General features: G+C 70.9%; 23 protein-coding genes and 2 pseudogenes. 18 read left to right on the top strand and 7 right to left on the bottom strand.

Annotated elements, in window-relative coordinates; genetic code table 11:
* Positions 1 to 31: 31 nt before the first annotated feature.
* Positions 32 to 937 carry a helix-turn-helix transcriptional regulator gene (locus SMIR_RS09255; RefSeq protein WP_212726869.1) on the bottom strand — a complete coding sequence of 302 codons (906 nt, stop codon included), beginning with the start codon at positions 935 to 937 and terminating at the stop codon, positions 32 to 34.
* Between the two features lie 275 nt (positions 938 to 1,212).
* On the opposite strand from SMIR_RS09255, the gene SMIR_RS09250 reads away from it, so the two are divergent.
* The 9 genes and pseudogenes from SMIR_RS09250 (at position 1,213) to SMIR_RS09210 (ending at position 5,743) form a co-directional block, all read left to right on the top strand.
* Positions 1,213 to 1,536 carry a carboxymuconolactone decarboxylase family protein gene (locus tag SMIR_RS09250; protein ID WP_168496101.1) on the top strand — a complete coding sequence of 108 codons (324 nt, stop codon included), beginning with the start codon at positions 1,213 to 1,215 and terminating at the stop codon, positions 1,534 to 1,536.
* Positions 1,537 to 1,617: 81 nt separating this feature from the next.
* Entirely contained in the window at positions 1,618 to 2,025 is a 408-nt protein-coding gene (locus SMIR_RS09245; RefSeq protein ID WP_168496103.1) for a (R)-mandelonitrile lyase, read from the top strand.
* Positions 2,026 to 2,151: 126 nt separating this feature from the next.
* Positions 2,152 to 2,535, top strand: a pseudogene (locus tag SMIR_RS09240) (alcohol dehydrogenase catalytic domain-containing protein); the annotation flags it as partial.
* Between the two features lie 68 nt (positions 2,536 to 2,603).
* Positions 2,604 to 2,777 (top strand): DUF6308 family protein, encoded by a 174-nt coding sequence (locus SMIR_RS09235; RefSeq protein WP_212726868.1) that lies wholly within the window; start codon positions 2,604 to 2,606, stop codon positions 2,775 to 2,777.
* A gap of 175 nt (positions 2,778 to 2,952) precedes the next feature.
* A complete protein-coding gene (locus tag SMIR_RS09230) occupies positions 2,953 to 3,372 on the top strand; it encodes a Tat pathway signal sequence domain protein (RefSeq protein WP_168496105.1) in 420 nt (139 codons plus the stop codon).
* Positions 3,369 to 3,980 (top strand): class F sortase, encoded by a 612-nt coding sequence (locus tag SMIR_RS09225; protein ID WP_212726867.1) that lies wholly within the window; start codon positions 3,369 to 3,371, stop codon positions 3,978 to 3,980. Before SMIR_RS09230 ends, SMIR_RS09225 begins: the two co-directional genes overlap by 4 nt.
* A gap of 129 nt (positions 3,981 to 4,109) precedes the next feature.
* The gene (locus SMIR_RS09220) at positions 4,110 to 4,601 is read left to right on the top strand and encodes an RNA polymerase sigma factor (RefSeq protein ID WP_054235333.1); all 492 of its coding nucleotides are present in this window, start codon (positions 4,110 to 4,112) and stop codon (positions 4,599 to 4,601) included.
* On the top strand, positions 4,585 to 5,097 hold the full coding sequence (locus SMIR_RS09215) for a hypothetical protein (protein ID WP_211118823.1): 513 nt from the start codon (positions 4,585 to 4,587) through the stop codon (positions 5,095 to 5,097). Before SMIR_RS09220 ends, SMIR_RS09215 begins: the two co-directional genes overlap by 17 nt.
* Before the next feature lie 64 nt (positions 5,098 to 5,161).
* Positions 5,162 to 5,743 (top strand): PadR family transcriptional regulator, encoded by a 582-nt coding sequence (locus tag SMIR_RS09210; RefSeq protein ID WP_212726866.1) that lies wholly within the window; start codon positions 5,162 to 5,164, stop codon positions 5,741 to 5,743.
* 34 nt (positions 5,744 to 5,777) lie between these two features.
* On the opposite strand, the gene SMIR_RS09205 is transcribed toward SMIR_RS09210, so the two are convergent.
* Positions 5,778 to 6,776 carry an Lrp/AsnC family transcriptional regulator gene (locus SMIR_RS09205; protein WP_248003149.1) on the bottom strand — a complete coding sequence of 333 codons (999 nt, stop codon included), beginning with the start codon at positions 6,774 to 6,776 and terminating at the stop codon, positions 5,778 to 5,780.
* A 152-nt stretch (positions 6,777 to 6,928) separates the two neighbouring features.
* Positions 6,929 to 8,548 carry an MFS transporter gene (locus SMIR_RS09200; protein WP_249938405.1) on the bottom strand — a complete coding sequence of 540 codons (1,620 nt, stop codon included), beginning with the start codon at positions 8,546 to 8,548 and terminating at the stop codon, positions 6,929 to 6,931.
* Between the two features lie 209 nt (positions 8,549 to 8,757).
* Here SMIR_RS09200 and SMIR_RS09195 point away from each other — a divergent pair, with 209 nt between their 5' ends.
* Complete coding sequence (locus SMIR_RS09195; RefSeq protein ID WP_168496111.1) at positions 8,758 to 9,582, top strand: class I SAM-dependent methyltransferase; 825 nt, start codon at positions 8,758 to 8,760, stop codon at positions 9,580 to 9,582.
* On the opposite strand, the gene SMIR_RS09190 is transcribed toward SMIR_RS09195, so the two are convergent.
* Positions 9,575 to 10,744, bottom strand: coding sequence for a serine hydrolase domain-containing protein (locus SMIR_RS09190; protein WP_212726865.1), 1,170 nt, complete (start codon positions 10,742 to 10,744; stop codon positions 9,575 to 9,577). The two genes, SMIR_RS09195 and SMIR_RS09190, sit on opposite strands and share 8 nt — an antisense overlap.
* Before the next feature lie 337 nt (positions 10,745 to 11,081).
* Here SMIR_RS09190 and SMIR_RS09185 point away from each other — a divergent pair, with 337 nt between their 5' ends.
* Entirely contained in the window at positions 11,082 to 12,812 is a 1,731-nt protein-coding gene (locus SMIR_RS09185) for a sigma-70 family RNA polymerase sigma factor (protein WP_249938404.1), read from the top strand.
* 31 nt (positions 12,813 to 12,843) lie between these two features.
* On the opposite strand, the gene SMIR_RS09180 is transcribed toward SMIR_RS09185, so the two are convergent.
* Both SMIR_RS09180 and SMIR_RS09175 read right to left on the bottom strand, forming a co-directional pair.
* Positions 12,844 to 13,527 (bottom strand): glycerophosphodiester phosphodiesterase, encoded by a 684-nt coding sequence (locus tag SMIR_RS09180; RefSeq protein WP_168496115.1) that lies wholly within the window; start codon positions 13,525 to 13,527, stop codon positions 12,844 to 12,846.
* A gap of 20 nt (positions 13,528 to 13,547) precedes the next feature.
* Positions 13,548 to 14,701 (bottom strand): annotated as a pseudogene (locus SMIR_RS09175) (adenosine deaminase).
* A gap of 63 nt (positions 14,702 to 14,764) precedes the next feature.
* Between SMIR_RS09175 and SMIR_RS09170 the strand changes: the two are divergent.
* The gene (locus SMIR_RS09170; protein WP_212726864.1) at positions 14,765 to 15,616 is read left to right on the top strand and encodes a DUF4190 domain-containing protein; all 852 of its coding nucleotides are present in this window, start codon (positions 14,765 to 14,767) and stop codon (positions 15,614 to 15,616) included.
* Positions 15,617 to 15,641: 25 nt separating this feature from the next.
* On the opposite strand, the gene ybiA is transcribed toward SMIR_RS09170, so the two are convergent.
* Positions 15,642 to 16,232: a riboflavin biosynthesis intermediates N-glycosidase gene (gene ybiA / locus SMIR_RS09165; protein WP_168496120.1), complete on the bottom strand. Its 591-nt coding sequence runs from the start codon at positions 16,230 to 16,232 to the stop codon at positions 15,642 to 15,644.
* A gap of 178 nt (positions 16,233 to 16,410) precedes the next feature.
* Here ybiA and SMIR_RS09160 point away from each other — a divergent pair, with 178 nt between their 5' ends.
* The 6 genes from SMIR_RS09160 to SMIR_RS09135 all read left to right on the top strand — a co-directional run bounded on the left by SMIR_RS09160 (position 16,411) and on the right by SMIR_RS09135 (position 23,738).
* Positions 16,411 to 17,934, top strand: a complete 1,524-nt coding sequence (locus SMIR_RS09160) for a gamma-aminobutyraldehyde dehydrogenase (RefSeq protein ID WP_168496122.1) — start codon at positions 16,411 to 16,413, stop codon at positions 17,932 to 17,934.
* A gap of 100 nt (positions 17,935 to 18,034) precedes the next feature.
* A complete protein-coding gene (locus SMIR_RS09155; protein ID WP_168496124.1) occupies positions 18,035 to 19,282 on the top strand; it encodes a polyamine ABC transporter substrate-binding protein in 1,248 nt (415 codons plus the stop codon).
* Between the two features lie 89 nt (positions 19,283 to 19,371).
* Positions 19,372 to 20,523, top strand: coding sequence for an ABC transporter ATP-binding protein (locus tag SMIR_RS09150; RefSeq protein ID WP_168496126.1), 1,152 nt, complete (start codon positions 19,372 to 19,374; stop codon positions 20,521 to 20,523).
* Complete coding sequence (locus SMIR_RS09145; RefSeq protein WP_168496128.1) at positions 20,523 to 21,446, top strand: ABC transporter permease; 924 nt, start codon at positions 20,523 to 20,525, stop codon at positions 21,444 to 21,446. The genes SMIR_RS09150 and SMIR_RS09145 overlap by 1 nt, the downstream gene beginning before the upstream one ends.
* Positions 21,447 to 22,247 carry an ABC transporter permease gene (locus SMIR_RS09140; protein ID WP_168496130.1) on the top strand — a complete coding sequence of 267 codons (801 nt, stop codon included), beginning with the start codon at positions 21,447 to 21,449 and terminating at the stop codon, positions 22,245 to 22,247.
* A 72-nt stretch (positions 22,248 to 22,319) separates the two neighbouring features.
* Positions 22,320 to 23,738, top strand: a complete 1,419-nt coding sequence (locus SMIR_RS09135) for an NAD(P)/FAD-dependent oxidoreductase (protein ID WP_168496132.1) — start codon at positions 22,320 to 22,322, stop codon at positions 23,736 to 23,738.
* The last annotated feature ends 131 nt before the right edge of the window (positions 23,739 to 23,869 follow it).

The raw sequence follows: 23,869 nt of genomic DNA, 5'->3' as shown, positions 1-23,869 counted from the left end.
ACCTCGTCCGAGGTGGCGTCGCGCAGCTCCGCTATGCGCTCTGCTCACCGCTGGTGATTGCGGTGTCCGGCTGGTGGTCCTGGTCGTCCTGGTCGAGGGTGGCGGCCCAGCTGGCGAGGAGTTTGAGGCTGTCGTGGGACGGGGTGCCGGGCTCGGCGCTGAGCGCGGTGAGGGTGAGGCCGGGGTCGGTCGGGATGGGCATGGCCTCGAAGGGGAGGGAGAGTTCGCCGACCGCGGGGTGGTGGAAGCGCTTGACGCCGGTCTGGTGCAGTCGCACGTCGTGGGCGGCCCACAGGGTACGGAACTTCTCGCTGCGGGTGGAGAGTTCACCGACGAGGTCGGTCAGGTCCCGGTTGTACGGGTCGCGTCCCGCCTCGGTGCGCAGCAGCGCCACCGCTCCGGCGGCCTGGGCCTCCAGCCGGGGCAGGAAGTCGGCCGCGCCGGGGTTGAGGAACTCGTACCGGGCGAGGTTCACGGGCCGGGCCGGGTCGGCGAACACCGGGTCGTACAGTGCGCGGCCCAGCCGGTTGGTGGCCAGGATGTCCAGGCGGCCGTTGCGGATGAAGGCGGGTGCCTCGGTCATCGCGTCGAGCAGGTGCTGCAGGGCGGGCCGGATCGGCTGCGGGGTCCGGCGGCGGGGTGCGCGGCGGGTGGTGTTGGCGGTGCGGGCCAGGTCGTCGAGGTGGGCGCGCTCGGCTTCGTCGAGCTGGAGGGCGCGGGCGAGGGAGTCGAGGACGGTCTCGGAGACGCCGGAAAGGTTGCCGCGCTCCAGGCGGGCGTAGTACTCGGCGCTGACGCCGGCGAGCAGCGCGACTTCTTCCCTGCGCAGCCCCTTGACGCGCCGGTTGCCGCTGTAGGCGGGCAGCCCCGCCTGCTGGGGCGTGATCTTGGCACGACGGCTGGTCAGGAACTCGCGCACCTCGCTTCGGTTGTCCATGGCTTCGAGGCTACGTCGGCTTTCTCGGCGGTGTCTCCGGCGGTGGGGTGTACTGCCAGTACACGTATCAACGAGTTCTTCCACGCGCGTGTGACCCGCGGTTCCATCGGTTGTGGCGCGATCGGCGCCAGGCCGACCGGCCCGGTCGGCCGGAGCGTCGTCCGGGTGGCGGCGGCCGTGCCTTGCGGGCGGAATGAAACCCCGGCGCGGTGTCGCCCACCCGTCTGACGGCGTGCCGATGAGCGCCGTCGCGCACCGTGGAAAGGACAGGAACGATGACGGAGAAGACCCGGCCGGGCCCGCGGGAGCTGTTCGGGGACGTCGCTCCCGCGCTGGCCGCCTACAGCGAGGACGTGCTGTTCGGGCAGGCGTGGAAGAGCCCGGAGCTGTCGCCGAGGGACCGCAGCCTGGTGACCGTGGCCAGCCTCATCACCAGTGGCAGCAGCGAGCAGCTCACCTTCCACCTCCCCTTGGCCAAGCAGAACGGCGTGACCGAGGCGGAACTCATCGAGACGATCACCCACATGGCGTTCTACGCCGGATGGCCCAAGGCGATGTCCGCCCTGACGGTGGCCCGGGAGCTGTTCCGCTCGTCCTGACCCCGTCCCACCACCTGCGGGACCTCGTTCTCGTCACCCACTCACGGCCGCCCTGCGGCGGCCGACGCAAGGAGTACCACCATGGAGATCCTCAAGCAGCCGGCGACCATGAAGCTGCCCGCGCAGATGTTCACCGGCGACGCCTGGGCGGACGTGATCCACCGGGGCGAGGAGCCCTCCCGGGCGCGGGCCAACATGGTCCGCTTCGCCCCCGGTGCCCGCACCGCCTGGCACAGCCACGGCCTGGGCCAGACCCTGCACGTCGTGTCCGGAGTCGCCCTGATCGGTACCCGGGACGGCGTGATCATCGAGGCCCACCCGGGCGACACCATCGGTTGCCCGCCCGGCGAGGAGCACTGGCACGGGGCGACCCCGGACCAGTTCATGGAGCACCTCGCGCTGTGGGAGGGCGACGAGGTCAACTGGCTGGAGCACGTCACCGACGCCGAGTACGACGGCCCGCGCACCAGCACCCGTACCTCGCACTGACCACAGCTGACAGGAGCGCAAGCGTCAGCAGCGACCGGGGACGGCACACCCCACACGGTGGCGGTGATCACGCTCGCGGGAGATCGCCGAGCGGAACCGCCACGTGCCTCCTCGACAACGCCGTGGCTGCCGAACCGATGCTTCCCCGACCCGAAGAACCTCGCCCCCGCCGACGCGGTGATCCGGACGGTCGCCGCCTGTGTGTGCGGCTCCGACCTGTGGGACCACCGTGGCATCAACGAGGTCGCCCAGCCCACACCGATCGGCCACGAGTACGTCGGCGTGGTCGAGGAGACCGGCTCGGAGGTGCGGGACATCGAGCCGGGGCAGTTCGTCATCGGCTCCTTCTTCGCCTCCGACAACACCTGCCCCGTGTGCCACGCCGGCTACCAGACCTCGTGCCCGCACAAGGAGTTCGTGGGCGGCTGCCAGGCCGAGTACATCCGTATCCCGCTCGCCGACGGCACCCTGGTCGCCCTCCAGGACGCCGCCGACGACCTGGTCCGCCCGCTGTCGACATCGCCCTCGACCTGGTTTCGGGGGAAGGAGATTTCCTCGGCCCTGTGAGCCCCGCTTGCGTGACCGCCGATGACCTGATCGAGGTGCAGACCTTGTCGGTCAGGATTCCCGCGCGGGCCGCCCTGGACCTTCTTGAAGGCGACCTTGGCGTCCGGGTGCCCGAACTGCTGAGCAGTGTTCGCCTCGACATCGACAGGGTCGGGGCCCTGGTCACACCGGTACGGCGTGGGTGAGGTCCGCGCTCGTCGGCGGAGGCGCCGAGCAACGCCGTCGGTGCCCGCCGGAACGGGCTCCGACGGCTTTGCCAGCTCTTTACAACCCGCTCTCCCGCTGCCTCGTCTCTTCGCACGATCCGTAACTCAGCCCGCCGGGTCACCGGGCGGGCGGACCGACGAAAGAGAGCGATTCATGCGCCGAACTGTCCTCAGCACCATGGCACTCGCGTGCACCGCCGTGCTGGCGAGCACGGTGCCCGCGTTCGCCAGTGGGGCGAGCCCGGTCCCGACGGTCCGTCCGACCGCCACCGCCGCCCCCTCCCAGGCGCCGACCGGCAGCGCCACCCCGAGCGCCGCCCCGAGCGCGGTGCCGACCACCCGCCCTGCCTCCGGCACCCCGTCCCCGGTTCCGAGCGTCGGCACGCCGACCCGGGCGCCGTCCCCGGGCCAGGTCGCCGTCGTGCCGAAGGGAGCGCCCGACACCGGTGTGGCGCCCACGGCGTCGAAGTCCGGAGGCCAGGGCGGCCTGATCGGCGGGGGTGCCGCCGCGGCGTTCGTCATGGGTGGCGCGGCGGTCTTCGTCGTACGTCGCCGGCGGGCGACCGGGGAATGACCTCGCTCTCCAGGCGCGCCTTCGTCACCGCGGCGACGGCCTCGCTGCTCGTGAGCTGCGGCGGCCACGGAACCGACTCGACCGCACCCGAACAGCCCGGGAGCACGCCGGTGCCCTCGCGGACCTCCGCCAAGGCCCCGCAACACCTCGGGCGTTCGGTCCCGGTCGGGTTGCGGATCCCGGCCATCGGGGTCGACACCCCGGTCATGCAGCTGGGGCTGGCCGCGGACGGCAGCGTCCAGGTGCCCCCGATCACGGCGCACGACCGGGCGGGCTGGTACCGGAACTCGCCGACGCCGGGGCAGACCGGTCCGTCGGTGATCCTCGGCCATGTCACGGTCGGCGCCTACGGGGACGGAGTCTTCCGTCGTCTCGCGCAGTTGCGGAAGGGCGACCGGATCACGGCGCGTCTGGAGAACGGCACGACGGCGGCGTTCACCGTCACCACCGTACGGACGGTCGCCAAGGCCGACTTCCCGTCGGACGAGGTGTACGGGGACGTGGACCGTCCCGAGCTGCGGCTCGTCACGTGCGGAGGAGCCCGTACCGGTACGGGCTACCTCGACAACGTGATCGTCTTCGCCGCGCTGAGTTCAGCGGCGCCCTGACCCGCCGGGACCGAGTCCGGGCCGATGGAACGTACGCCGTCGGCCCGGGCTCTTCCCCCACGAGTGCCCGCACGACACGGATGCCCGCACGACACGAGTGCCCGCACGACGTCACGACCATGGAGAGCTTTGAAACGGTCCCGCGAGAAGGCCGCGTCCGAGCTGTTCGCCGCCCTCTATCCGCGCCTCGCCGGCTGGTGCCGCCGTCTCGTCGACGACGACGAGACGGCCCACGAGATCGCCTCGGAGGCGTTCACCCGGCTCTGGGCCCGCTGGACCTCCGTGGCGGAGCCCCGGGGCTTCCTCTACGTCACCGCGGCCAACCTCGTCCGGGACCACTGGCGCAAGCTGGAGCGCGAACGCAGGGCCGTACACCGTGCCACCGCCGAGGCCGCCGTCCGCCCCCACACCGAACAGTCCGACCCGTCCGTACGCCTGCTCGTGCAGTCGCTGCCGGAACGACTGCGCGTCCCGATCCTCCTGCACTACTACGCTGACATGCCGATCCGGGAGGTGTCCGTGCTGACCGGACGCAAGGAAGGAACCATCAAGGCCGACCTCCACGCGGCCCGCGAACTGCTCCGCGCCCACCTGAGGAGAAGCCTTGATCACACACTCTGACGAGGGTCCGGACTTCGAACCCGACGACCCGCTCGCCGTCATCCTGCGGCCCGCCTCCGACTACCTCGGCCCGCCTACCGGCCGCTACGAGGCGATCCGCCGCGGCGCGGCCCGCCGTCGGCTGCTGCGTGCCGCGGTCGGGGTCGGGTCGGTGTGCGCCGTCGCCGCCCTCGTCGCGCTGCCGGTCCGCCTGTCGACGTCCCAGGCACCCGCGTCCCCGACGGTCCCGCTCGCCCCGCCGCCCTCCGAGGGTCGTCCTTCGTCCGTGCCCCCCAGCCCGTCGGCGTCCCCCGTGCCCGTCACCCCCAGTCGCACCCCGGGGAGCCGGACGGCCAGTCCCACCCCCGGGAGCCGGACGGCCGGCCCCACCCAGACGGCCCGGACGACCGGCCGCGTCACGACCCAACCGGCCGTCCCCACCCCGGCACCGTCGTCGACACCGACCACGCCCGTCGCCCAGCCGTCGATCGCGCCGAGCGGCTCTCCCCGCCATTGACCGGACGCCCCTCACTCCGTTGACTAATCAATGGAGTGTCGATACAGGGTGTTAATTTGGAGAAATGGCTCTGCGCAACGCGGTGATGGCCGCGCTTCTGGAGGGCGAGGCGTCCGGATACGACCTCGCGAAGGGGTTCGAGGCCTCGGTCGCCAACTTCTGGATGGCCACCCCCCAGCAGATCTACCGCGAGCTGGAGCGCATGGACGGCGAAGGGCTCATCTCCGCCCGCGTCGTACAGCAGGAACGTCGGCCCAACAAGCGGCTCTTCTCGCTCACCGAGGCCGGACTTGACGCGATGCGCGCCTACACGGCCGAAGTCCCCAGCAAGCCGACGGCGATCCGGGACGAGCTGATGGTCAAGGTGAGTTGCGTCGACATCGGGGACGCCGAAGCCGTACGGGCCGGGGTCGTCGAGCGTGTGGAGCGGGCCGGCGCCAAGCTGGCCCGCTACCGGCGCGCGCAGGAGCGCATGCTGGCCGGCCGCAGCGAGGAGGAGTACCTGGCCACCGTCGAACGTGTGGGCCCCTATCTCACCCTGCTCGGCGGCATGGCCTTGGAGCAGGCGAACCTCCAGTGGGGCGAGACGGTCCTGAGGAGACTCGACCAGCGGGCCGAGGCCCTCGGCGCCCGGGCTCGCGGCTGACGCTCCGGGTATCCCGTGCCCGTTCTGGGCGGGGTCAGCGGCCCGGATCGTAGGCGAGTTGCTTGACCAGGCGCAGGGTCAGGGCGGTTTCGACGGCCTGGACGCCGTCCAGGGCGCCGATCTTCTCGCTCAGATACGTGTACAGCTCCGCGCTGTTGCGGTAGACGGTCGAGGCGACGATGTTGGCCTGGCCCGTGGTCGCCGCGGCGAAGCGCACCTCGGGATGCGCGGCGAGCGCCCGTCCGACATCGGCGAGTGCGGCCGGCGCCACGGTGAGCCACAGCATGGCCTCCACGTCGTGGCCGAGGGGTTCCTGGTCGAACTGGACGTCGAAGTAGAGCACCCCGGTGGCCCGCATGCGCTCCAGACGCCGCTTGACCACGGACTCCGACTGACCGGTGGCCGCCTGGAGTTCGGTGAGCGTGGCGCGCCCGTCCCGGACGAGTACAGCCAGCAGCGCCTCGTCGGCCGCCTCCAGCGTGAGGGCGTCGGTGACCGGCTCGACCGGCGGTGGGCGCAGGGCCGCCTGCTGGTCGGGGGCGAGTCCGTTGGCCTTGTTGAGCCAGTCCAGCTGTCCGCCGTAGAACGAGTGCAGCACGCAGTGGGCGCTGACCGAGACCACACGGGGGGTGCGCTGCAACCGGTCGAAGAGCAGTTCGTCCCGGGCCTGCCGGCTGCGCGGCTTCATCGCGCACATCACCTCGGTGCCGCCGGAGATCAGCGAGACGTACGAGGTGTCGGGGCGCCGGGCGAGTGCGCCCGCCAACTGTTCGGCCACGTCCGGGGTGCAGCGCAGCCGGACGATCCAGTTGGTGCGGCCGAGTCGGCTCTCGTCGATCACGCCGAGCACCCGCAGGCGTGCCGTGGTGCGCAACCGCCGCATGCGCCGGGCGACGGTCTGGTCGGAGACCCCGAGCACCTCCGCGATCCGGATGAGCGGCGCCCGTCCGTCGATCTGGAGGCACTGGAGCAGTTTCAGGTCGAGTGGGTCGAGCGCGCGGGACGGCATCGACTCCGCCTCCTCTCGCTCCATGTGGACTCCCGGAGTCAATGATCGAGCACGACGGCGAGGCCCGGGACCTGTGTGGTCCCGGGCCTCGCACGGGCGCCCGTTCCGTCCCCACGAAAGGGCGCTCTCAGGGCCTGTCCGGCGGACCATGCCGCAGACGCGCCCTGGTGCCGGGGTCAGCCGCGCTGCCCCAGCAGGGGCTCCGCCGCCCCGGTCTCCTGCGGCGCCGCCGGGGCGGCGCCGGATCCGGCCACCGGCCTGGTGGCCGGCTGCCGCGGGCTGCGCAGCAGGACGGCACCGACCGCCGCGGCGACCAGGGTCAGCACCGCGGCGATGATCAGGCACAGGTGGAGGCCGTCGAGGAAGGCCTCGGACAGGGCGCCCAGGGCACGGCCCCGGTCGGCGCCCAGGTTCATGCTCGCGACCGCGCCCAGGCCGTTCGCGTCCACCGCGGAGGTGACGCTCCGTACCGTCGTCGCGGGCAGACCGACGTCGGTGAGGTGGCCCGGCAGGGTTTGCACGGCCTTGGTGGACAGCACGGCGCCGAGGACGGCCGGGCCGAGCGCGCCGCCGACCTGCCGGAACGCGCTGTTCCCGGCGGCCGCCATACCGGCCTGGCGCAGCGGTACGGAGGCGACGGCCGCTGCCGTCATGGGAGTGATGACGAAGCCCAGGCCGAGGCCCAGCAGGGCCAGCCGCCAGGCCAGCGAACCGAACGAGGTACCGGCGTCGATGGACGTCAGCGACAGCAGCGAGGCCGCGGTCACCAGCAGCCCGCCGGTGATCAGGACGCGGGGCGACACCTTGTGCATCAGCCGTCCGGCCGGTGCCCCGACGAGGATGCACATCAGCGTGACCATCAGCATCCGGGCCGCCGCCTCCAGGGTGCTGAGCTGCTGCACCATGCCGAAGTAGAGGCTGAGGGCGAAGAAGAAGCCGATGAGGCCCAGGAAGCTGATCATGGCGACGAGCGTCGTGGCGGTGAAGGCGGGGCTGCGGAAGAGCGTCAGGTCCAGCATCGGGCTGTCACTGCGCCGCTCCACCAGGACGAACGCGACGGCCGCGACCGCCGCCGCCACCAGGGCCACGATCACCTTCACGTCGGTGAAGGAGCCGGCGCCGCCCTCGATGACGCCGTAGACCAGCGCGGTGATCGCCACCGCGGCGGTGATCTGGCCGGGCCAGTCCAGACGTCGTGAGCCGGGGGCGCGCGAGTCGGTCACCAGCCGGGCCGCGAAGGCCATCGCGAGGAGCGAGGCCGGGACGGGCAGCAGATAGATCCAGCGCCAGGAGAAGTGCTCCAGTATCAGTCCCGCGATCACCGGGCCGACGGCCAGCGCCGCCATCAGGGCGGTGGCCCACAACCCGACGAACTTGCCGCGCTCGCGGTGGTCGGGCACCGCGTGGCTGATCAGCGCCAGCGTCGTGGGCAGCAGCGCGGCGGCGCCCAGACCGGCGAAGGCCTGGCCCACCCAGAGGACCTCGACCGACCGCGCGCACAGCGCGATCGCCGCACCCACCGCGCTGAACGCGAGACCCGCCTGGAAGACCTTCTTGCGGCCGTGGACGTCGCCGAAGACACCGGCGGTCAGAATCAGCGCGGCCATGGGCAGCACGAACGCGTCCGAGACCCAGGACAGTTGGGCGGTCGACGTGTGCAGCGCCCGCTGGATGGTCGGCAGGCTCACCGAGACGGTGGTCACCGGAAGATACGCGACGAACACGCCCACGCAGGCCATGACGAGCGTGGCCGCCCGCCGTTCCCGCGGCTCGTTCGCCGTTGTCGTGACGTTCACGGAACTCTCTCTCCCCCCGCGGCGCACCGCACCGCGATCGCTTGATACGGCGCTCACCTTCGGGGCCGGCTGCGGGCCGGGGCCAGCCACGGCGGGGGAAACCTGGAAATTCGACATTCCGGACCCGGTTTCGCGGGATTTCCGTGATTGCTGTCAGGAGGTGTGAGGCCGCCGACCCGGCGACCCGCACGGCGGATAGGTTCGCGGGTATGACGACGACATCGCAAGAAGCCTTCCTGCGGGCCTTCCACGCCGAGCGGCCGGCGGTGACGGTGGACGCGTTCGCCGGTGGCCGTGCGCCGGACGGCCGGTCCAGCTACGAGATCTTGTGCGACCGGGTCGCCGGACACGGTCGGGTGCTGGATCTCGGTTGCGGCGACGGCCTGTTGCTCGAACTGCTCGCCCGGACCGAGGGACGGCGGCCGGCCGGGGTGGACCTCTCCCCGGAAGCCCTGGCGCTGGCGCGACGCCGACCGCTGCCCGCCGGGACGACGCTGTCGGAGAGCCGGGCCCAGCACCTTCCCTTCGCCGACGACACCTTCGACGCCTGCGTCTCCCACATGGCGCTGATGCTGATGGGCGAGGTGGAACAGGTGGCCGCGGAATTGGCCCGGGTGTTGCGCCCCGGGGGCATGCTGGCGTGCGTGATCGGCGGCGGCGCCGTGGGCGGTGAGGCGTACGAGCTGTTCGTCGGGCTGTTGCGGTCCGCGGTCGAGACGGCTCCCGCCGGGCAGCGCATCCCCGCCCTCGGGGACCGCAGGACCCGCAGCCGTGCGGGGCTCGACAGCGTCCTCGCGCCGGTCGGATTCGCCCCGGTCGACTGGGAGACCGTCCCCATCGACCTGAGCGGTCCGGTGGAACAGGTGTGGGAAGCCCTGGCGGGTGTCTATGACGTCGGCCCACTCGACGCGGCCACCGTGGAGTCCCTGCGTGCGGCCTTCCTCACCGGGGCGAAGAAGCTCACGGCGCAAAACGGGGTCGTCCCGTGCGGGATGAACGTGCATCTCGTGACGACGAACCTGACGACTACTTGAGTGCCGCCATCGCGATGCGCAGGGCGACCGGGTTCATCTCCTCGCCCTTCGCGTCCGTGGCGTTGACCGAGTAGACGAGCGTGCGGGAGAGATCGCGGGTGGCCGCCATGACCGCCGTGTATCCGTACCGCCCGCCCGACTTGAGCCAGTAGACCCGCCCGCCGTACTCGAAGCGCTCGAGCCCGGCGCTCATGGTGGCCCCGTCGATGCGCGACGGAACCGTGAACATCTCCTTCAGCTGTGGCTCCGGGACCAGGTCGCCACGGAAGAGGTGGGTGGTCAGCCGCTCAAGGTCCGCCGTCGTGGAGATCATGTCGCCCGCCGCCCAGCGGTCCGCCTGGTTCCACTCGGTCACGTCGACGAACTCCGTCGTGCCGTCCGCCCGCTTCACTGCCTGGTAGCCGAAGTTGTGCGGCCCCCGGATGCGCGGATCGGTACCGGGGAAGTACGTGTGCAGCATCCCGGCGGGCCGCAGCACGCGCCGGGCGGCCTCGGAGGCGTACGAGTGCCCTGTGACCTTCTCGATCAGCATGCCGAGGATCGTGTAGTTGATGTTCAGGTAGTGCTGCCGCTTGCCGGGGCAGAACTCCGGCCCCTTCGCCACCGCGGAGGCGACGACCTGCCTGGGCGTGAGCGTGTCGAAGCGGTGTGCGTACGCGTCCGCGAAGGAGTCGCCGAAGCCGTCACCCGCCTGGATCCCGCTGGTGTGGTTCAGCAACTGGCGTACGGAGACGGGCTTGAAGGCGGGCGACAGCAGCCCGGGGAGATAGCGCTGCGCGGGCGCGCCCAGATCGACCCTGCCCTCGGCCGCGAGTTGCAGCACGACCGCCGCCGTGACCACCTTCGTCGTCGAACCGGCCCGGAAGAGCGCGTCCGGGTCCGCCGCGCGGCCGCTCGCCAGGTCGTGCACTCCGCCGCTCCCGAGCCAGCGGCCGTCGGTGCCCCCGACGCGTACGAGCGCGGCCGTCGCGTCGGCGTCCGGCAGCCCCGCGAGCGCGGCGCGCAGGGCGCCGGCGTCCGGTCCGGTCGTGACCGTGGCCGCCGTGGCCGTCCGTGGCGGGGTGGAGGATGCGGCGACGGCGGGCACGGCCAGCGGGCCGGCCGTCAGGCCCAGCACGAGGGCGGTGGCGACGGCGGTGACGGTTCGGGGGCGGGCGGGCATCTGCGGCTCCTGGTGTGGACGGGACGGTGAGATCATCCTGCGGTCGCCCACCCGTTCCCGGATCCTCCCCGAGGACGGCCCGGCCCCTGGCGCCGACCCGGTTCAACTGCCTTGCCCCATAAGGGTGTTGTGGGGGATAGCCCTTAGGTGGGGTGCGGCGAACGTTTCGTTGGCCGGGAAGGGAAAAAAACTGTTATCGCGGAGGGCGGCCCTCCGTCTCCTGTGTGTCAGGACCCGACGAACGGCTGTGATCTGCGGCATAGCGCGCGGACAGGCTTGCCGGGGTGGGGGATCCTGCACTCCCGCCCGTGTGTGCCAAGTGGCAGGGGCGGTCACCGTGACACCGGAGGGGACGTACGTGGACGGGCGGCAGTGGCGCTCCATCATCGCGGCCGCGCAGGCCGGCGACCGGCGCGCACTCGACGAACTCGTCGCGGGCTGGCTCCCGCTCGTCTACAACATCGTCGGCCGCGCCCTGAACGGTCACGCGGACGTCGACGACGTCGTGCAGGAGACCATGCTGCGCGCCGTCGGCAACCTCGGCGCGCTGCGCGACCCGGACAGCTTCCGGTCCTGGCTGGTCGCCATCACCATGCGGCAGATACGGGAGCGCTCGCGCCGCCGGACGGCCGAGCCGCTGGCCGACGGCGCCGGCGAACAGGCCGCCGACTTCGCCGAACTGACCGTGCTGCGACTTCAGTTGGAGGGGCAGCGGCGCGAGGTCGCGGAGGCGGTGCGCTGGCTCGACGACGAGGACCGCCAGTTGCTCTCGCTGTGGTGGCTGGAGGTCGCGGGCGAACTCACCCGGCGCGAGCTGGCGGCGGCGGTCGGGATCAGCAGGCAGCACGCGGCGGTGCGGGTGCAGCGGATGAAGCAGCGGCTGGAGACCGCACGGGACATCGTGCGGGCGCTCGACGGCGACCACCCCGGCGCGGGCAACTCCCCCTGCCCCGACCTGCGGTTGGTGACCGCCCGCTGGGACGGACGGCCCGACTCGGTGTGGCGCAAGCGGGTGGCCCGGCACATCCGGGGCTGCGCGTACTGCTCGGGCGCCCGCGAGGCCGTCGTACCGGCCGAACGCCTCCTCGTCGGGATCGCCCTCGTCCCGCTGCCGGTCGGTTTCACGCTGTCGCTCGCGCTCGGCGGCAAGACGGCGGTCGCCGCCACCTCCGTCGGTTGGTCCGCCAAGCTCCTCGGCCTGCTCACCAAGCCCGCCGTCGCCGTCACGGCCGGCGCCACTCTCGCGGCGGGCGGCCTGTACGTCGTCACCCGGACGCCCGACGACCCGCCCCCGGCCCTCGCCGCGCCCACGGCGGCGAGCACCGCACGCCCACCGTCGGGACGTACGGGCGAGCCGTCCGCCTCCCCGGCCCCCTCACCGTCCCCCTCCGCCTCCCCGTCACCGTCTCCGTCGCCCTCGAAGACCCGCGTCCAGCTCTACGGCACCGTCGTCGACGCCGTCGACAGCGCGCCCGCCGCCAGCGCGCTCCCGGCGGCGCTGCCCCGGCGCGCCGAGAAGGGTGTCACCGCCACCGGCGCGCCCGCCACGGGCCTCACCCATCGCGGGGAGACGGTCACCCTCAGCGGGCAGGGCTACTTCCGGGTCCGCTGGCAGGTCCTGCCCCAGCAGCGCACCGGCGCGCTGCTCATGCCGACCTGGACCGGGCTGAGCGGCAAGCTCTTCCACGTCGCCTCGGGCGGCGGTCACCGCATGGACGACGTGCAGTCGGGCTCGACGGACGGCACGACCTGGATGGGCGGCCCGTCCGTGGGCTACGCCGTCCTGCCCTCCGGCACCCAACAGATGTGGCAGAACGAGTACTTCTGGATCGACGGCACCGTCACCCTCCACCAGAACGAGGGCCCCGCCGACTACAACCTCTTCGTCCAGACCTCGACCTGGGACAAGGTGACCGAGGACGTCCGCACCGGCCCCGCCCAGGGCGTGATCCGCTACGGCCTCGTCCGTGACAACGGCAAGGACACCGCCCCGGTGCCGCAGTACCTGACCCGCTCGACCCCCGCCGACCCGGCGACGGTGAGCCGGCGCTCGCAGGTCACTTCCTGACTCCCTCTCCGGCTCACCGCGGCACGCCGACTCAGGCCTTGCGCAGCGCGCACAGCGCGTCGATGCGGTTCGTGGTGATCGAATCCACCCCCATGTCCAACAGCCGGCGCATGGAACGGCGGGTGTCGGGTGTCCAGACGGAGAGCAGATGGCCGCCGCGGTGGACGCGGGCCGTGAGGGCGCGGTCGACCAGGCTGAATCGGTAGTTGATCCAGCGCGGCCGTACGGCTTCGAGGAGGGCCGGGCGCGGCGGTGCGAGACTCGTCCAGGTCAGCGCGATCTCGGCGGCGGGGTCGGTGGCGCGCACCGCCAGCATGGCCGGGGCGCCCGCGCAGTAGTACACCCGGTCCTGGGCCCCGCACTCCCGGATGACGTCGATGATCCTGCGTACGGCAGCGCCGTCGGGCTCTCCCGGCAGATCGACCAGGACCCGGCTGTCCTTGGTCGCCTCGAGGGCCTCCGCGAGCGTCGGCACCCCGCCGCCCGTGAGCCCTCGCACCTCGTCCGAGGAGAGCGACCTGAGCGGCCGCTCCAGCTCCCACAGCCGTTTCAGCGTCTCGTCGTGCAGCAGCACGGGCACCTTGTCGCGGGTCAGCCGTACGTCGATCTCGACCGCGTCCGCGCCCAGTTGGAGCGCGGAACGCAGCGAGTCGAGGGTGTTCTCGCGGACGCGATAGGGGTCGCCGCGGTGGGCCACGGCAGTCACGGTGCGCATGGGCCCATTGTGCTGGTCGCTCAGGGTGTGAGCCACGCCGAGGCGTAGGTGTCGATCTCCTCGGCGAGGCGCGTCTTGCCGGCCGGGTCGAGGAAGGACGCCTCCACCGCGTTCTTGGCGAGCGCGGCGAGGCCGAGTTCGTCGAGGTCGAGGAGACGGGCGGCGACCGCGTACTCGTTGTTGAGGTCGGTGCCGAACATCGGCGGGTCGTCGGAGTTGATCGTGACGAGGACCCCGGCCCGGGTGAACTCCTTTATGGGGTGCTCGTCGAGGGTGCGGACCGCGCGGGTGGCGATGTTGGAGGTCGGGCAGACCTCCAGCGCGATGCGGTGCTCGGCGAGGTGGGCGAGCAGCTTCGGGTCCTGCGCGGAGCTGGTGCCGTGTCCGATGCGCTCGGCGCGCAGTTCGTTCAGCGCGTCCCAGACGGTCTCCGGCCCGGTCGTCTCACCCGCGTGCGGCACCGAGCGCAGTCCGGCCGCGATCGCCTGGTCGAAGTACGGCTTGAACTGCGGCCGCGGTACGCCGATTTCGGGGCCGCCGAGCCCGAAGGAGACCAGCCCCTCCGGCCGCAGCCGGTCGTCGGTCGCGAGCCGCAGGGTCTCCTCGGCCGACTCGAGCCCCGCCTCGCCGGGAATGTCGAAGCACCAGCGCAGGACCACCCCGAACTCGGCCTCCGCCGCCTTGCGGGCGTCCTCGATGGCGTCCATGAAGGCACGCTCGTCGATGCCGCGGCGGGTGGAGGACCACGGGGTGATGGTCAGCTCGGCGTAACGGACCTGCTGCCGGGCCATGTCCCGGGCGACCTCGTACGTCAGCAGGCGTACGTCCTCGGGTGTGCGGATCAGGTCGACGACGGACAGGTACACCTGGATGAAGTGGGCGAAGTCCGTGAACGTGAAGTAGTCCGCGAGGGCCTCGGGGTCCGTCGGCACCTGGGAGTCGGGGTGGCGGGCGGCGAGGGCGGAGACGATGCGGGGGGAGGCGGATCCGACGTGGTGCACGTGCAGTTCGGCCTTGGGCAGTCCGGCGATGAAGGTGTGCAGGTCGCGGACGCCCTCGCGGGTGCTGAGCTGGTCGGTCAAGGATTCCTCCCCGGAACGGCGCCCCCGGACCGTGGTCGGGGGACGCGGGTGATCGGCTGATCGGTGATTCGAGGATCATCGTAGGCCGCCACTCACGGGGTGAACCTTCGGGCCGTAGCATGACGGCAGGTACGACAGAGGAGGGGACCTCACGCATGTCCGAGGACGCGCAGGCGCCACAGGTGCCGCAGGACGCCGCCGCGACCCCGTGGGCGTCCCCGGACCGGTCGGCTCCGCCGCCGACGCAGATCGACGTGCCGTTGGCCGTCGGTTCCGAGGACGCGATACCCGGCGGGAACCCCCCGCCGGGTTCCCCGCCCGGCGGCCCCCTGGACAACGGCGCCGCCAGCCCGCGACCCGAGCCGAACCCCTGGGCCCCGCCCGCGGACCAGGCACCCTCCCGCGCGCCCGGTGCTCCCACACCCCCCTCGGTGCACAACCAGCCGACGGTCGTCGCCCTCCCCGGGCCGGGCACCCCGAGCCACCCCCAGTCCCCGCCCCAGTCCTGGGACAACCCCTTCGCGTCCCCCCAGCCCGCCCCCGGAGAGCCGGTCCCCCCGCCGCCCATCGCTCCCGAGGGCCCCGGCCAGGTCCCGTACGGCTACGGATACGGCTACCCGGCCTACCCCGCGCCGGGAGCCGGCTACCCGGGCGCCCCCGGCTACGGCTGGCCGATGATGCACCCGGTGCCGAGCAACGGCATGGGCACCGCCGGGCTGGTGCTCGGCATCATCTCGGCCGTCGTCTTCTGTCTGTGGCCGGTCGCGATCATCCTGGGGATCCTCGCGGTGACCTTCGGCGTGCTGGGGCGACGCAAGGCGCGCCGCGGCGAGGCGAACAACCCCGGTCAGGCGCTGGCCGGGATCATCTGCGGAGCCGTCGGCATCGCGCTCGGCATCGCGATGATCGTGGTCTTCTTCGTCCTCCCGGACGACAGCGGTGACAGCGACCCGTTCAGCGGAGACGACGGCTACTCCACTTCACTCGTCGTGCCGCACCTCGGCTAGATCACCAACCGCTCCCGCGCCTGACCTAGTTCTCCCGGAGGAGCCGCTCCCGCGCCTCCATCAAGGCGAATCCCAGCAGGTTCGGGCCCCGCCACCGCTCGGGATCCGCCGCCCGCTCGTCGTCCGCCGCGAGTCCTATGCCCCAGACCCGGTCCATCGGGCTGGCCTCGACCAGCACCCGTGCACCGGTGCCCAGCAGGAACGCGCGCAGCTCGGGGTGGGCGGCGAACTTGTGCACGCTGCCCTCGACGACGATCCCGAAGCGCTCCCGCTCCCATAGCGCCTCGTCGAAGCCGCGCACGAGCCGCCCCGTCTTCTTGGCGAGCGCGGGGCTGGACGCCTCGATCGCGCGCCGCTCCGCCTCCGCGTCGCCGAAGAGCCGTGCCTTGCCCGCCATCATCCAGTGCTCGGCGGTCGCGTAGGAGACACCGTCCACCTCGAACGGTGACGGCCACCACTGGCTCAGACAGCTCGCACTCACCTGACCGTCCGGCCGCGGGCGGTGGCCCCAGAAGTGCAGGTACTTGACTCTCGCCCCCGAGCGGACCGCGCTGACCAGCGCTTCCCAAGAATCGATCTTCGCCATGCACGCCACTTTGGCACGCACCACTGACATTCCGTCCCGCCTTTTCCATGGGGACTCGACACCTGGTCGACAGATTCCGTCGCGTAACCAAAAGGCAACAACGGAATCACTTGTTGGAGTCCCTTTGCTCTGTCAGGATCGGCACTCAAATCGAGCTGGAGCTACGCCCACCCCCGCGGCAGTGGGGAGAACGGCGGAGGAGAGCGACATGCACAATCCGGGCCATCGCTTCCAGGCGCAGGACCGTTTCGCGGAAGGCGCGCAGTACATCGCGGGCCGACTGACCAAGGGCACTTCGGGCCGTACGCACGCGGTCGTCGACCCCGCCACCGGCGACGAGGTCTACACGTTCGAGCTGGCGAGCACCGTCGACGTGGACGCGGCCGTCGCCGCCGCCCGTGAGGCGTTCCCCGGCTGGGCGGGCGCCACTCCCGGCGAGCGCTCCGACGCCCTGCACCGCTTCGCCGCCGTGCTCGCCGACCGCGCCGAGGAGTTCGCCCGGGCGGAGTCGCTCCAGTGCGGAAAGCCCCTCAAGCTGACCCGCGAGTTCGACGTGCCCGGCACCATCGACAACACCGCCTTCTTCGCGGGCGCGGCCCGGCATCTGCAGGGGCAGTCGGCGGGCGAGTACTCCGGCGACCACACCTCGTACGTACGCCGCGAGCCCATCGGTGTCGTCGGCTCCATCGCGCCCTGGAACTACCCCCTCCAGATGGCCGCCTGGAAGATCCTCCCGGCGATCGCCGCGGGCAACACGATCGTGCTGAAGCCCGCCGAGCTGACCCCGCTGACCTCGCTGCTCTTCGCCATGGCCGCCACCGAGGCGGGCATCCCGGACGGCGTGATCAACATCGTGACGGGGGCCGGCAAGGACGCCGGTGAGCACCTCGTCGGCCACCCCGACGTGGCGATGACCTCCTTCACCGGGTCCACCGCGGTCGGCAAACGCGTCGCCGAGATCGCCACCTCGACCGTCAAGCGGCTCCATCTGGAACTGGGCGGCAAGGCCCCGTTCGTGGTCTTCGACGACGCGGACCTGGACGCCGCCGTGAACGGCGCGGTCGCGGGCTCGCTCATCAACACCGGGCAGGACTGCACGGCCGCCACGCGCGCGTATGTGCAAAGGCCCCTCTACGAAGAGTTCGTGTCCAGGACGGCCGCCCTGATGGCGAGCGTCCGCCTCGGCGACCCGTTCGCCTCCGGCACCGACCTCGGCCCGCTGATCTCGCACGCCCAGCGCGACCGCGTGGCCGGATTCGTCGACCGGGCCCGCGGCTACGCGCGTGTGGTGACCGGCGGAGAGATCCCCGCAGAGCTCAAGGACGGCGCCTACTACCGGCCCACGCTCGTCGCCGACGCTCCCCAGGACAGCGAGATCGTCCAGTCCGAGATCTTCGGTCCCGTCCTGGTGGTGCTCCCCTTCGACAGCGACGACGAGGGAATCAGGCTCGCCAACGACACTCCGTACGGTCTCGCCGCCTCCGCGTGGAGCCGGGACGTGTACCGGGCCAACCGTGCGACCCGCGAGATCAAGGCGGGCTGCGTGTGGGTCAACGACCACATTCCGATCATCAGCGAGATGCCGCACGGCGGCTACAAGGCGTCCGGCTTCGGCAAGGACATGTCGGCGTACTCGTTCGAGGAGTACACCCAGATCAAGCACGTCATGTTCGACAACACCGCGGTCGCCAGGAAGGACTGGCACCGCACGATCTTCGGGGACCGGCCCTAGTCGATCCGGAGCCGGCCGCGCGTCGGCTTCCGACTATCGCCGAGTGGCAGACCAGGCCGAGAGACCACGGCCGCGACCCTTCCGAAAGGGCATCACGAGCATGGAGCAGTACGAGCCGGACCGCCTCTCCCCGGCCCAAGTGGCCGCCATGCGGCGCAGTTTCAGGAATGGCAGGGCCGCGCTCAGCCGCCGCTCGCTGCTGCGCGCCTCCGCGGGCGGCGCGCTCGCCGTCGGCGGGCTCGGCGCGCTGAGCGGCTGCGGGATCCCGGCCGCGGGCAAGACCCAGGGCGGCGTCTCCGCCGACGACCACTCGGCCAAGGAGAAGGTCATCGACTTCTCCAACTGGCCCGAGTACATCGACGTGGACGACAGCGGCAAGCACCGTCCCACGCTCGACGCCTTCGCCAAGCGGACCGGTATCCAGGTCAAGTACACCGAGGACATCAACGACAACGACGAGTTCTTCGGCAAGGTCCAGCCGCAGCTCGCCGCGGGTCAGGACACCGGCCGCGACCTCATAGTGGTCACCGACTGGCTGGCCGCCCGCATGATCCGTCTGGGCTACGTCCAGAAACTGGACGCGTCCAACCTGCCGCACGCCTTCGCCAACCTGTCGGACCAGTTCCGCAGCCCCGACTGGGACCCCGGCCGGGCGTACTCGTACCCGTGGCAGGGCATCTCGACCGTCATCGCATACAACAAGAAAGCGCTCGACGGCGTCGAAGTGAAGTCGGTCTCCGACCTGCTCGACAACCCCAAACTCAAGGGCCGCGTCGGCTTCCTGACCGAGATGCGCGACAGCATCGGCATGACCATGCTCGACATGGGCAAGGACCCGGCGAAGTTCACCGACGACGACTACGACGCGGTGATCGCCCGCCTCCAGAAGGCCGTCGACAAGGGCCAGATCCGCCGCTTCACGGGCAACGACTACACGTCGGACCTCACCAAGGGCGACTTCGCCGCATGCGTCGCCTGGGCCGGTGACATCGTCCAGCTCCAGGCGGACAGCCCTGACGTCGGTTATGTGATCCCGGACAGCGGCTACATGACGTCGACCGACAACATGCTGATCCCCAACAAGGCGCGCCACAAGACGAACGCCGAGCGGCTCATCGACTACTACTACGAGCTCGAACCGGCCGCCGAACTCGCCGCCTACATCAACTACGTGAGCCCGGTCGCGGGAGTGCAGCCCTATCTCGCCAAGATCGACAAGTCGGCGGCGGACAACCCGCTGATCATTCCCGACAAGGCCATGCAGGCCAAGTCCCACGCCTTCCGCTCACTGAGCTCGAAGGAAGAGACGGCCTACCAGCAGAAGTTCGCGAAGCTCACAGGGGCGTGACGCCTCCGGCGGCCGAGCGGTCGCGACCCGCGCGGCGACCGCGTCCCCGCCTGGAACCAAAGACGACCCCGACATCCAGGGACCACACCATGACGACAGACAACGGCGGCGACGTCCGCCTCTCCGGGATCAGCAAGACGTACGGCTCCTTCACGGCCGTCCACCCGCTCGACCTGACCGTCCCCGAGGGCTCCTTCTTCGCTCTCCTCGGGGCGTCGGGCTGCGGCAAGACCACCACCCTGCGGATGATCGCGGGCCTGGAGGAACCTTCCTCCGGCACCGTCTTCCTCGGCGACCAGGAAGTGACCCACCTGCCCCCGTACAAGCGGCCGGTGAACACCGTCTTCCAGTCCTACGCCCTCTTCCCGCACCTCGACATCTTCGAGAACGTCGCCTTCGGCCTGCGCCGGCGCGGCATCAAGTCGGTGAAGAAGCAGGTCGAGGACATGCTGGAGCTCGTCCAGCTCGGCGAGCAGGCCCGCAAGAAGCCGCACCAGCTCTCCGGCGGCCAGCAGCAGCGCGTCGCCGTGGCCCGCGCCCTGATCAACCACCCCAAGGTGCTGCTCCTCGACGAACCGCTCGGCGCCCTCGACCTCAAGCTGCGCCGTCAGATGCAGCTGGAGCTCAAGCGCATCCAGACCGAGGTCGGCATCACCTTCGTGCACGTCACGCACGACCAGGAGGAGGCCATGACGATGGCCGACACGGTCGCCGTGATGAACGCGGGCCGCGTCGAGCAACTCGGCGCCCCCGCCGACCTCTACGAGAACCCGCAGACCACGTTCGTCGCCAACTTCCTCGGCACCTCGAACCTCATCGAGGCCGCCGTCGACAGCAAGAGCGGCGACGACATCGTCCTGGCGGCGGGCGGCGGCAAGCTGCTTCTGCCGCAGTCGCGATGTTCGGCGCCCACGACGACCGGCGGCAAGGTCCTGGTCGGAGTCCGCCCCGAGAAGATATCGCTCACGCACGTCGACGACGCGGGTCAGATCCCGGACGGCCGGAACCGGATCACCGGCAGGATCGCCGACTCCAGCTTCATCGGCGTCTCCACGCAGTACGTCATCGACAGTGCCGTCTGCCCCGAGTTCGAGGTCTACTCCCAGAACATCGACCGCGACGCCCGGCTCGCCCCCGGCGCCGAGGTGGTCCTGCACTGGAGCCCGGCGCACACCTTCGGTCTCGACGCGGCGCAGGACATCGACGCCGGCGTCGAGACCGTCGAGGAGGAGGCCGCCTGATGGCCAGCGTCACCGAGGCGCCACTCCTCGCGCCGCAGCCCGACAAGAAGCCGCCCCGCAAGCGCGGCCGCCTCGTCCCGTACTGGCTGCTCCTGCCCGGCATCCTCTGGCTGCTGATCTTCTTCGCGCTGCCGATGGTCTACCAGGCCTCCACGTCCGTGCAGACGGGCTCCCTGGAGGAGGGCTTCAAGGTCACCTGGCACTTCCAGACGTACTGGAACGCGCTGTCCGACTACTGGCCCCAGTTCCTGCGCTCGGTGCTGTACGCGGGCGCCGCGACGATCCTGTGCCTGGTGCTCGGCTACCCGCTGGCGTATCTGATCGCCTTCCGCGCGGGCCGCTGGCGCAATGTCGTGCTGATCCTGGTCATCGCGCCGTTCTTCACCAGCTTCCTGATCCGCACGCTCGCCTGGAAGACGATCCTCGCGGACGGCGGCCCGGTCGTCGGCGCACTCAACACCCTGCACGTCCTGGACGTCACCAACTGGCTCGGCTTCACCTCCGGCGACCGCGTCCTGGCCACACCACTCGCGGTGGTCTGCGGCCTCACGTACAACTTCCTGCCCTTCATGATCCTGCCGCTCTACACCTCGCTGGAGCGCATCGACGGACGCCTCCACGAGGCGGCGGGCGACCTGTACGCGAAGCCGTTCACGACCTTCCGCAAGGTCACCTTCCCGCTGTCGATGCCCGGCGTGGTCTCCGGCACGCTGCTGACCTTCATCCCGGCCAGCGGTGACTACGTGAACGCCGACCTGCTCGGCTCCACGGACACCCGGATGGTCGGCAACGTCATCCAGACGCAGTTCCTGCGGATCCTCGACTATCCGACGGCCGCCGCGCTCTCGTTCATCCTCATGGCCGCGATCCTCATCATGGTCACCCTCTACATCCGCAAGTCCGGGACGGAGGATCTGGTCTAAATGGCCTTCGTACGCTGGTTCAAGCGGAATCTCGTCGTCATCGGTGGACTGCTGACGCTGGGATATCTGCTGCTGCCCAATGTCATCGTCACGGTGTTCTCCTTCAACAAACCGAAGGGGCGCTTCAACTACGAGTGGCAGCAGTTCTCCCTGGACGCCTGGCGCGACCCGTGCGGCGTCGCCGACATGTGCGGCTCGCTCTCGATCAGCCTCCAGATCGCCGTCTGGGCGACCATCGGGGCCACGATCCTCGGCACGATGATCGCCTTCGCTCTCGTGCGCTACCGCTTCCGGGCGCGCGGCGCGGTGAACTCGCTGATCTTCCTGCCGATGGCGATGCCCGAGGTCGTCATGGCCGCCTCGCTGCTCACCCTCTTCCTCAACCTGGGTGCTCAGCTGGGTTTCTGGACGATCCTGATAGCCCACATCATGTTCTGCCTCAGCTTCGTCGTGACGGCCGTCAAGGCGCGTGTGATGTCGATGGACCCGCGCCTGGAGCAGGCGGCACAGGACCTCTACGCCGGCCCGGTGCAGACGTTCCTGCGCGTCACCCTGCCCATCGCGGCCCCCGGAATCGCGGCGGGCGCGCTACTCGCCTTCGCGCTCTCCTTCGACGACTTCATCATCACCAACTTCAACGCGGGCTCGACCGTCACCTTCCCCATGTTCGTGTGGGGTTCGGCGCAGCGCGGAACACCCGTTCAGATCAATGTCATCGGTACGACCATGTTCATCGTCGCCGTACTGTTCGTCCTGGCCGGAATGGTCATCAGCAACCGCCGCAACAAGCAAAAGGCATAGTAAAAGGCATCGCGGAAGGCATAACCCACAGAGAAGTTTCGGTGGGTAATTCAGCTGTAGGGAGTTGAAATCATGGCCCCAAGCGCCATGACCCGTTGGACCACGTCTCTTTCCGAAGCCCAGCCGGTTCCGTACTGGCTGGACGACCCCGGCAAGCCCCACCCCGAGCCCGCTCTCACCGGCGCCGAGACCTGCGACCTGCTCGTCGTCGGCGGTGGCTACAGCGGACTGTGGACCGCGCTCATCGCCAAGGAGCGCGACCCGCAGCGTGAGGTGGTGCTCCTGGAGGGCCGCGAGGTGGGCTGGGCCGCCTCGGGCCGCAACGGCGGCTTCTGCGCCGCGTCCCTGACCCACGGCCTGGCCAACGGACTCACTCGCTGGCCGGACGAGATCAGGAAGCTGGAGGAGCTGGGCGCCCGCAACCTCGACGAGATCGAGGCGGCCGTCGCCCGCTACTCCCTCGACTGCGACTTCGAGCGCTCCGGCGAGATCGACGTCGCCACCGAGCCGCACCAGGCGGCCGAACTGCGCGAATGGCACGAGGAGCTGCGGGACCGGGGCCTGGCGGACGGCATCGAGTTCCTGGACGCCGACGCGGTCCGCGAACAGGTCGACTCGCCGACCTTCCTCGCGGGTCTGCACGACCGCCGCGGCGTCGCCATGCTCCACCCCGCCAAACTCGCCTGGGGCCTGAAGCGGGCCTGCCTGCGGCTCGGGGTGCGGGTGCACGAGCACACGCCCGCGCTCGCCCTGAAGGCGTACGGCGCCGGCATGGCCGTACGCACCCCGTACGGTTCCGTCCGCGCCCGCAAGGTGGCACTCGCCACCAACATCTTCCCGAACCTGGTCAAGCGGGTGCGCGCGTACACCGTCCCGGTCTACGACTACGCGCTGATGACCGAACCCCTGACCGCCGACCAGCTGGCGTCCGTCGGCTGGAAGAACCGGCAGGGCCTCGGGGACTCGGCGAACCAGTTCCACTACTTCCGGCTCTCCGCCGACAACCGCATCCTGTGGGGCGGTTACGACGCGATCTACCCGTACGGCGGCCGGGTGCGCGCCGAGTACGACGACCGCCCGGAGACGTACGCGAAGCTCGCCGGGCACTTCTTCACCTGCTTCCCGCAGCTGGAGGGAGTCCGCTTCACCCACGCCTGGGGCGGCGCGATCGACACCTGCTCGCGCTTCTCGGCCTTCTTCGGCACGGCGCACCAGGGGAGGGTCGCCTACGCGGCCGGGTACACGGGTCTGGGCGTGGGCGCGACCCGGTTCGGCGCGGACGTGATGCTCGACCTGCTGGCGGGGGAGCGCACCGAGCGCACGGAACTGGAGATGGTCCGCAAGAAGCCCCTGCCGTTCCCGCCCGAGCCCTTCGCCTGGACGGGCATCGCGCTCACCAAGTGGTCGCTGGCGCGGGCGGACGCCCACGGCGGGCGGCGCAATCTCTGGCTGAAGACGATGGACAAGCTGGGACTGGGCTTCGACAGCTGAGCCGTGCCGGCGGGGCGTGCGCCGCGGTGGCTGATCCACAGACGTGCGCCCAGCTCATCCACTGTGATCCGGTTCACCACCAACAAGTGGCGGAACCCGCGTAATGCCCGGCCCGAACCTCCCTCCTCTCT

The organism is Streptomyces mirabilis (assembly GCF_018310535.1).
Taxonomy (GTDB): domain Bacteria; phylum Actinomycetota; class Actinomycetes; order Streptomycetales; family Streptomycetaceae; genus Streptomyces.
Note: the sequence above shows the minus strand (reverse complement) of the source record. Positions and strands in the feature narration are given on the sequence as shown.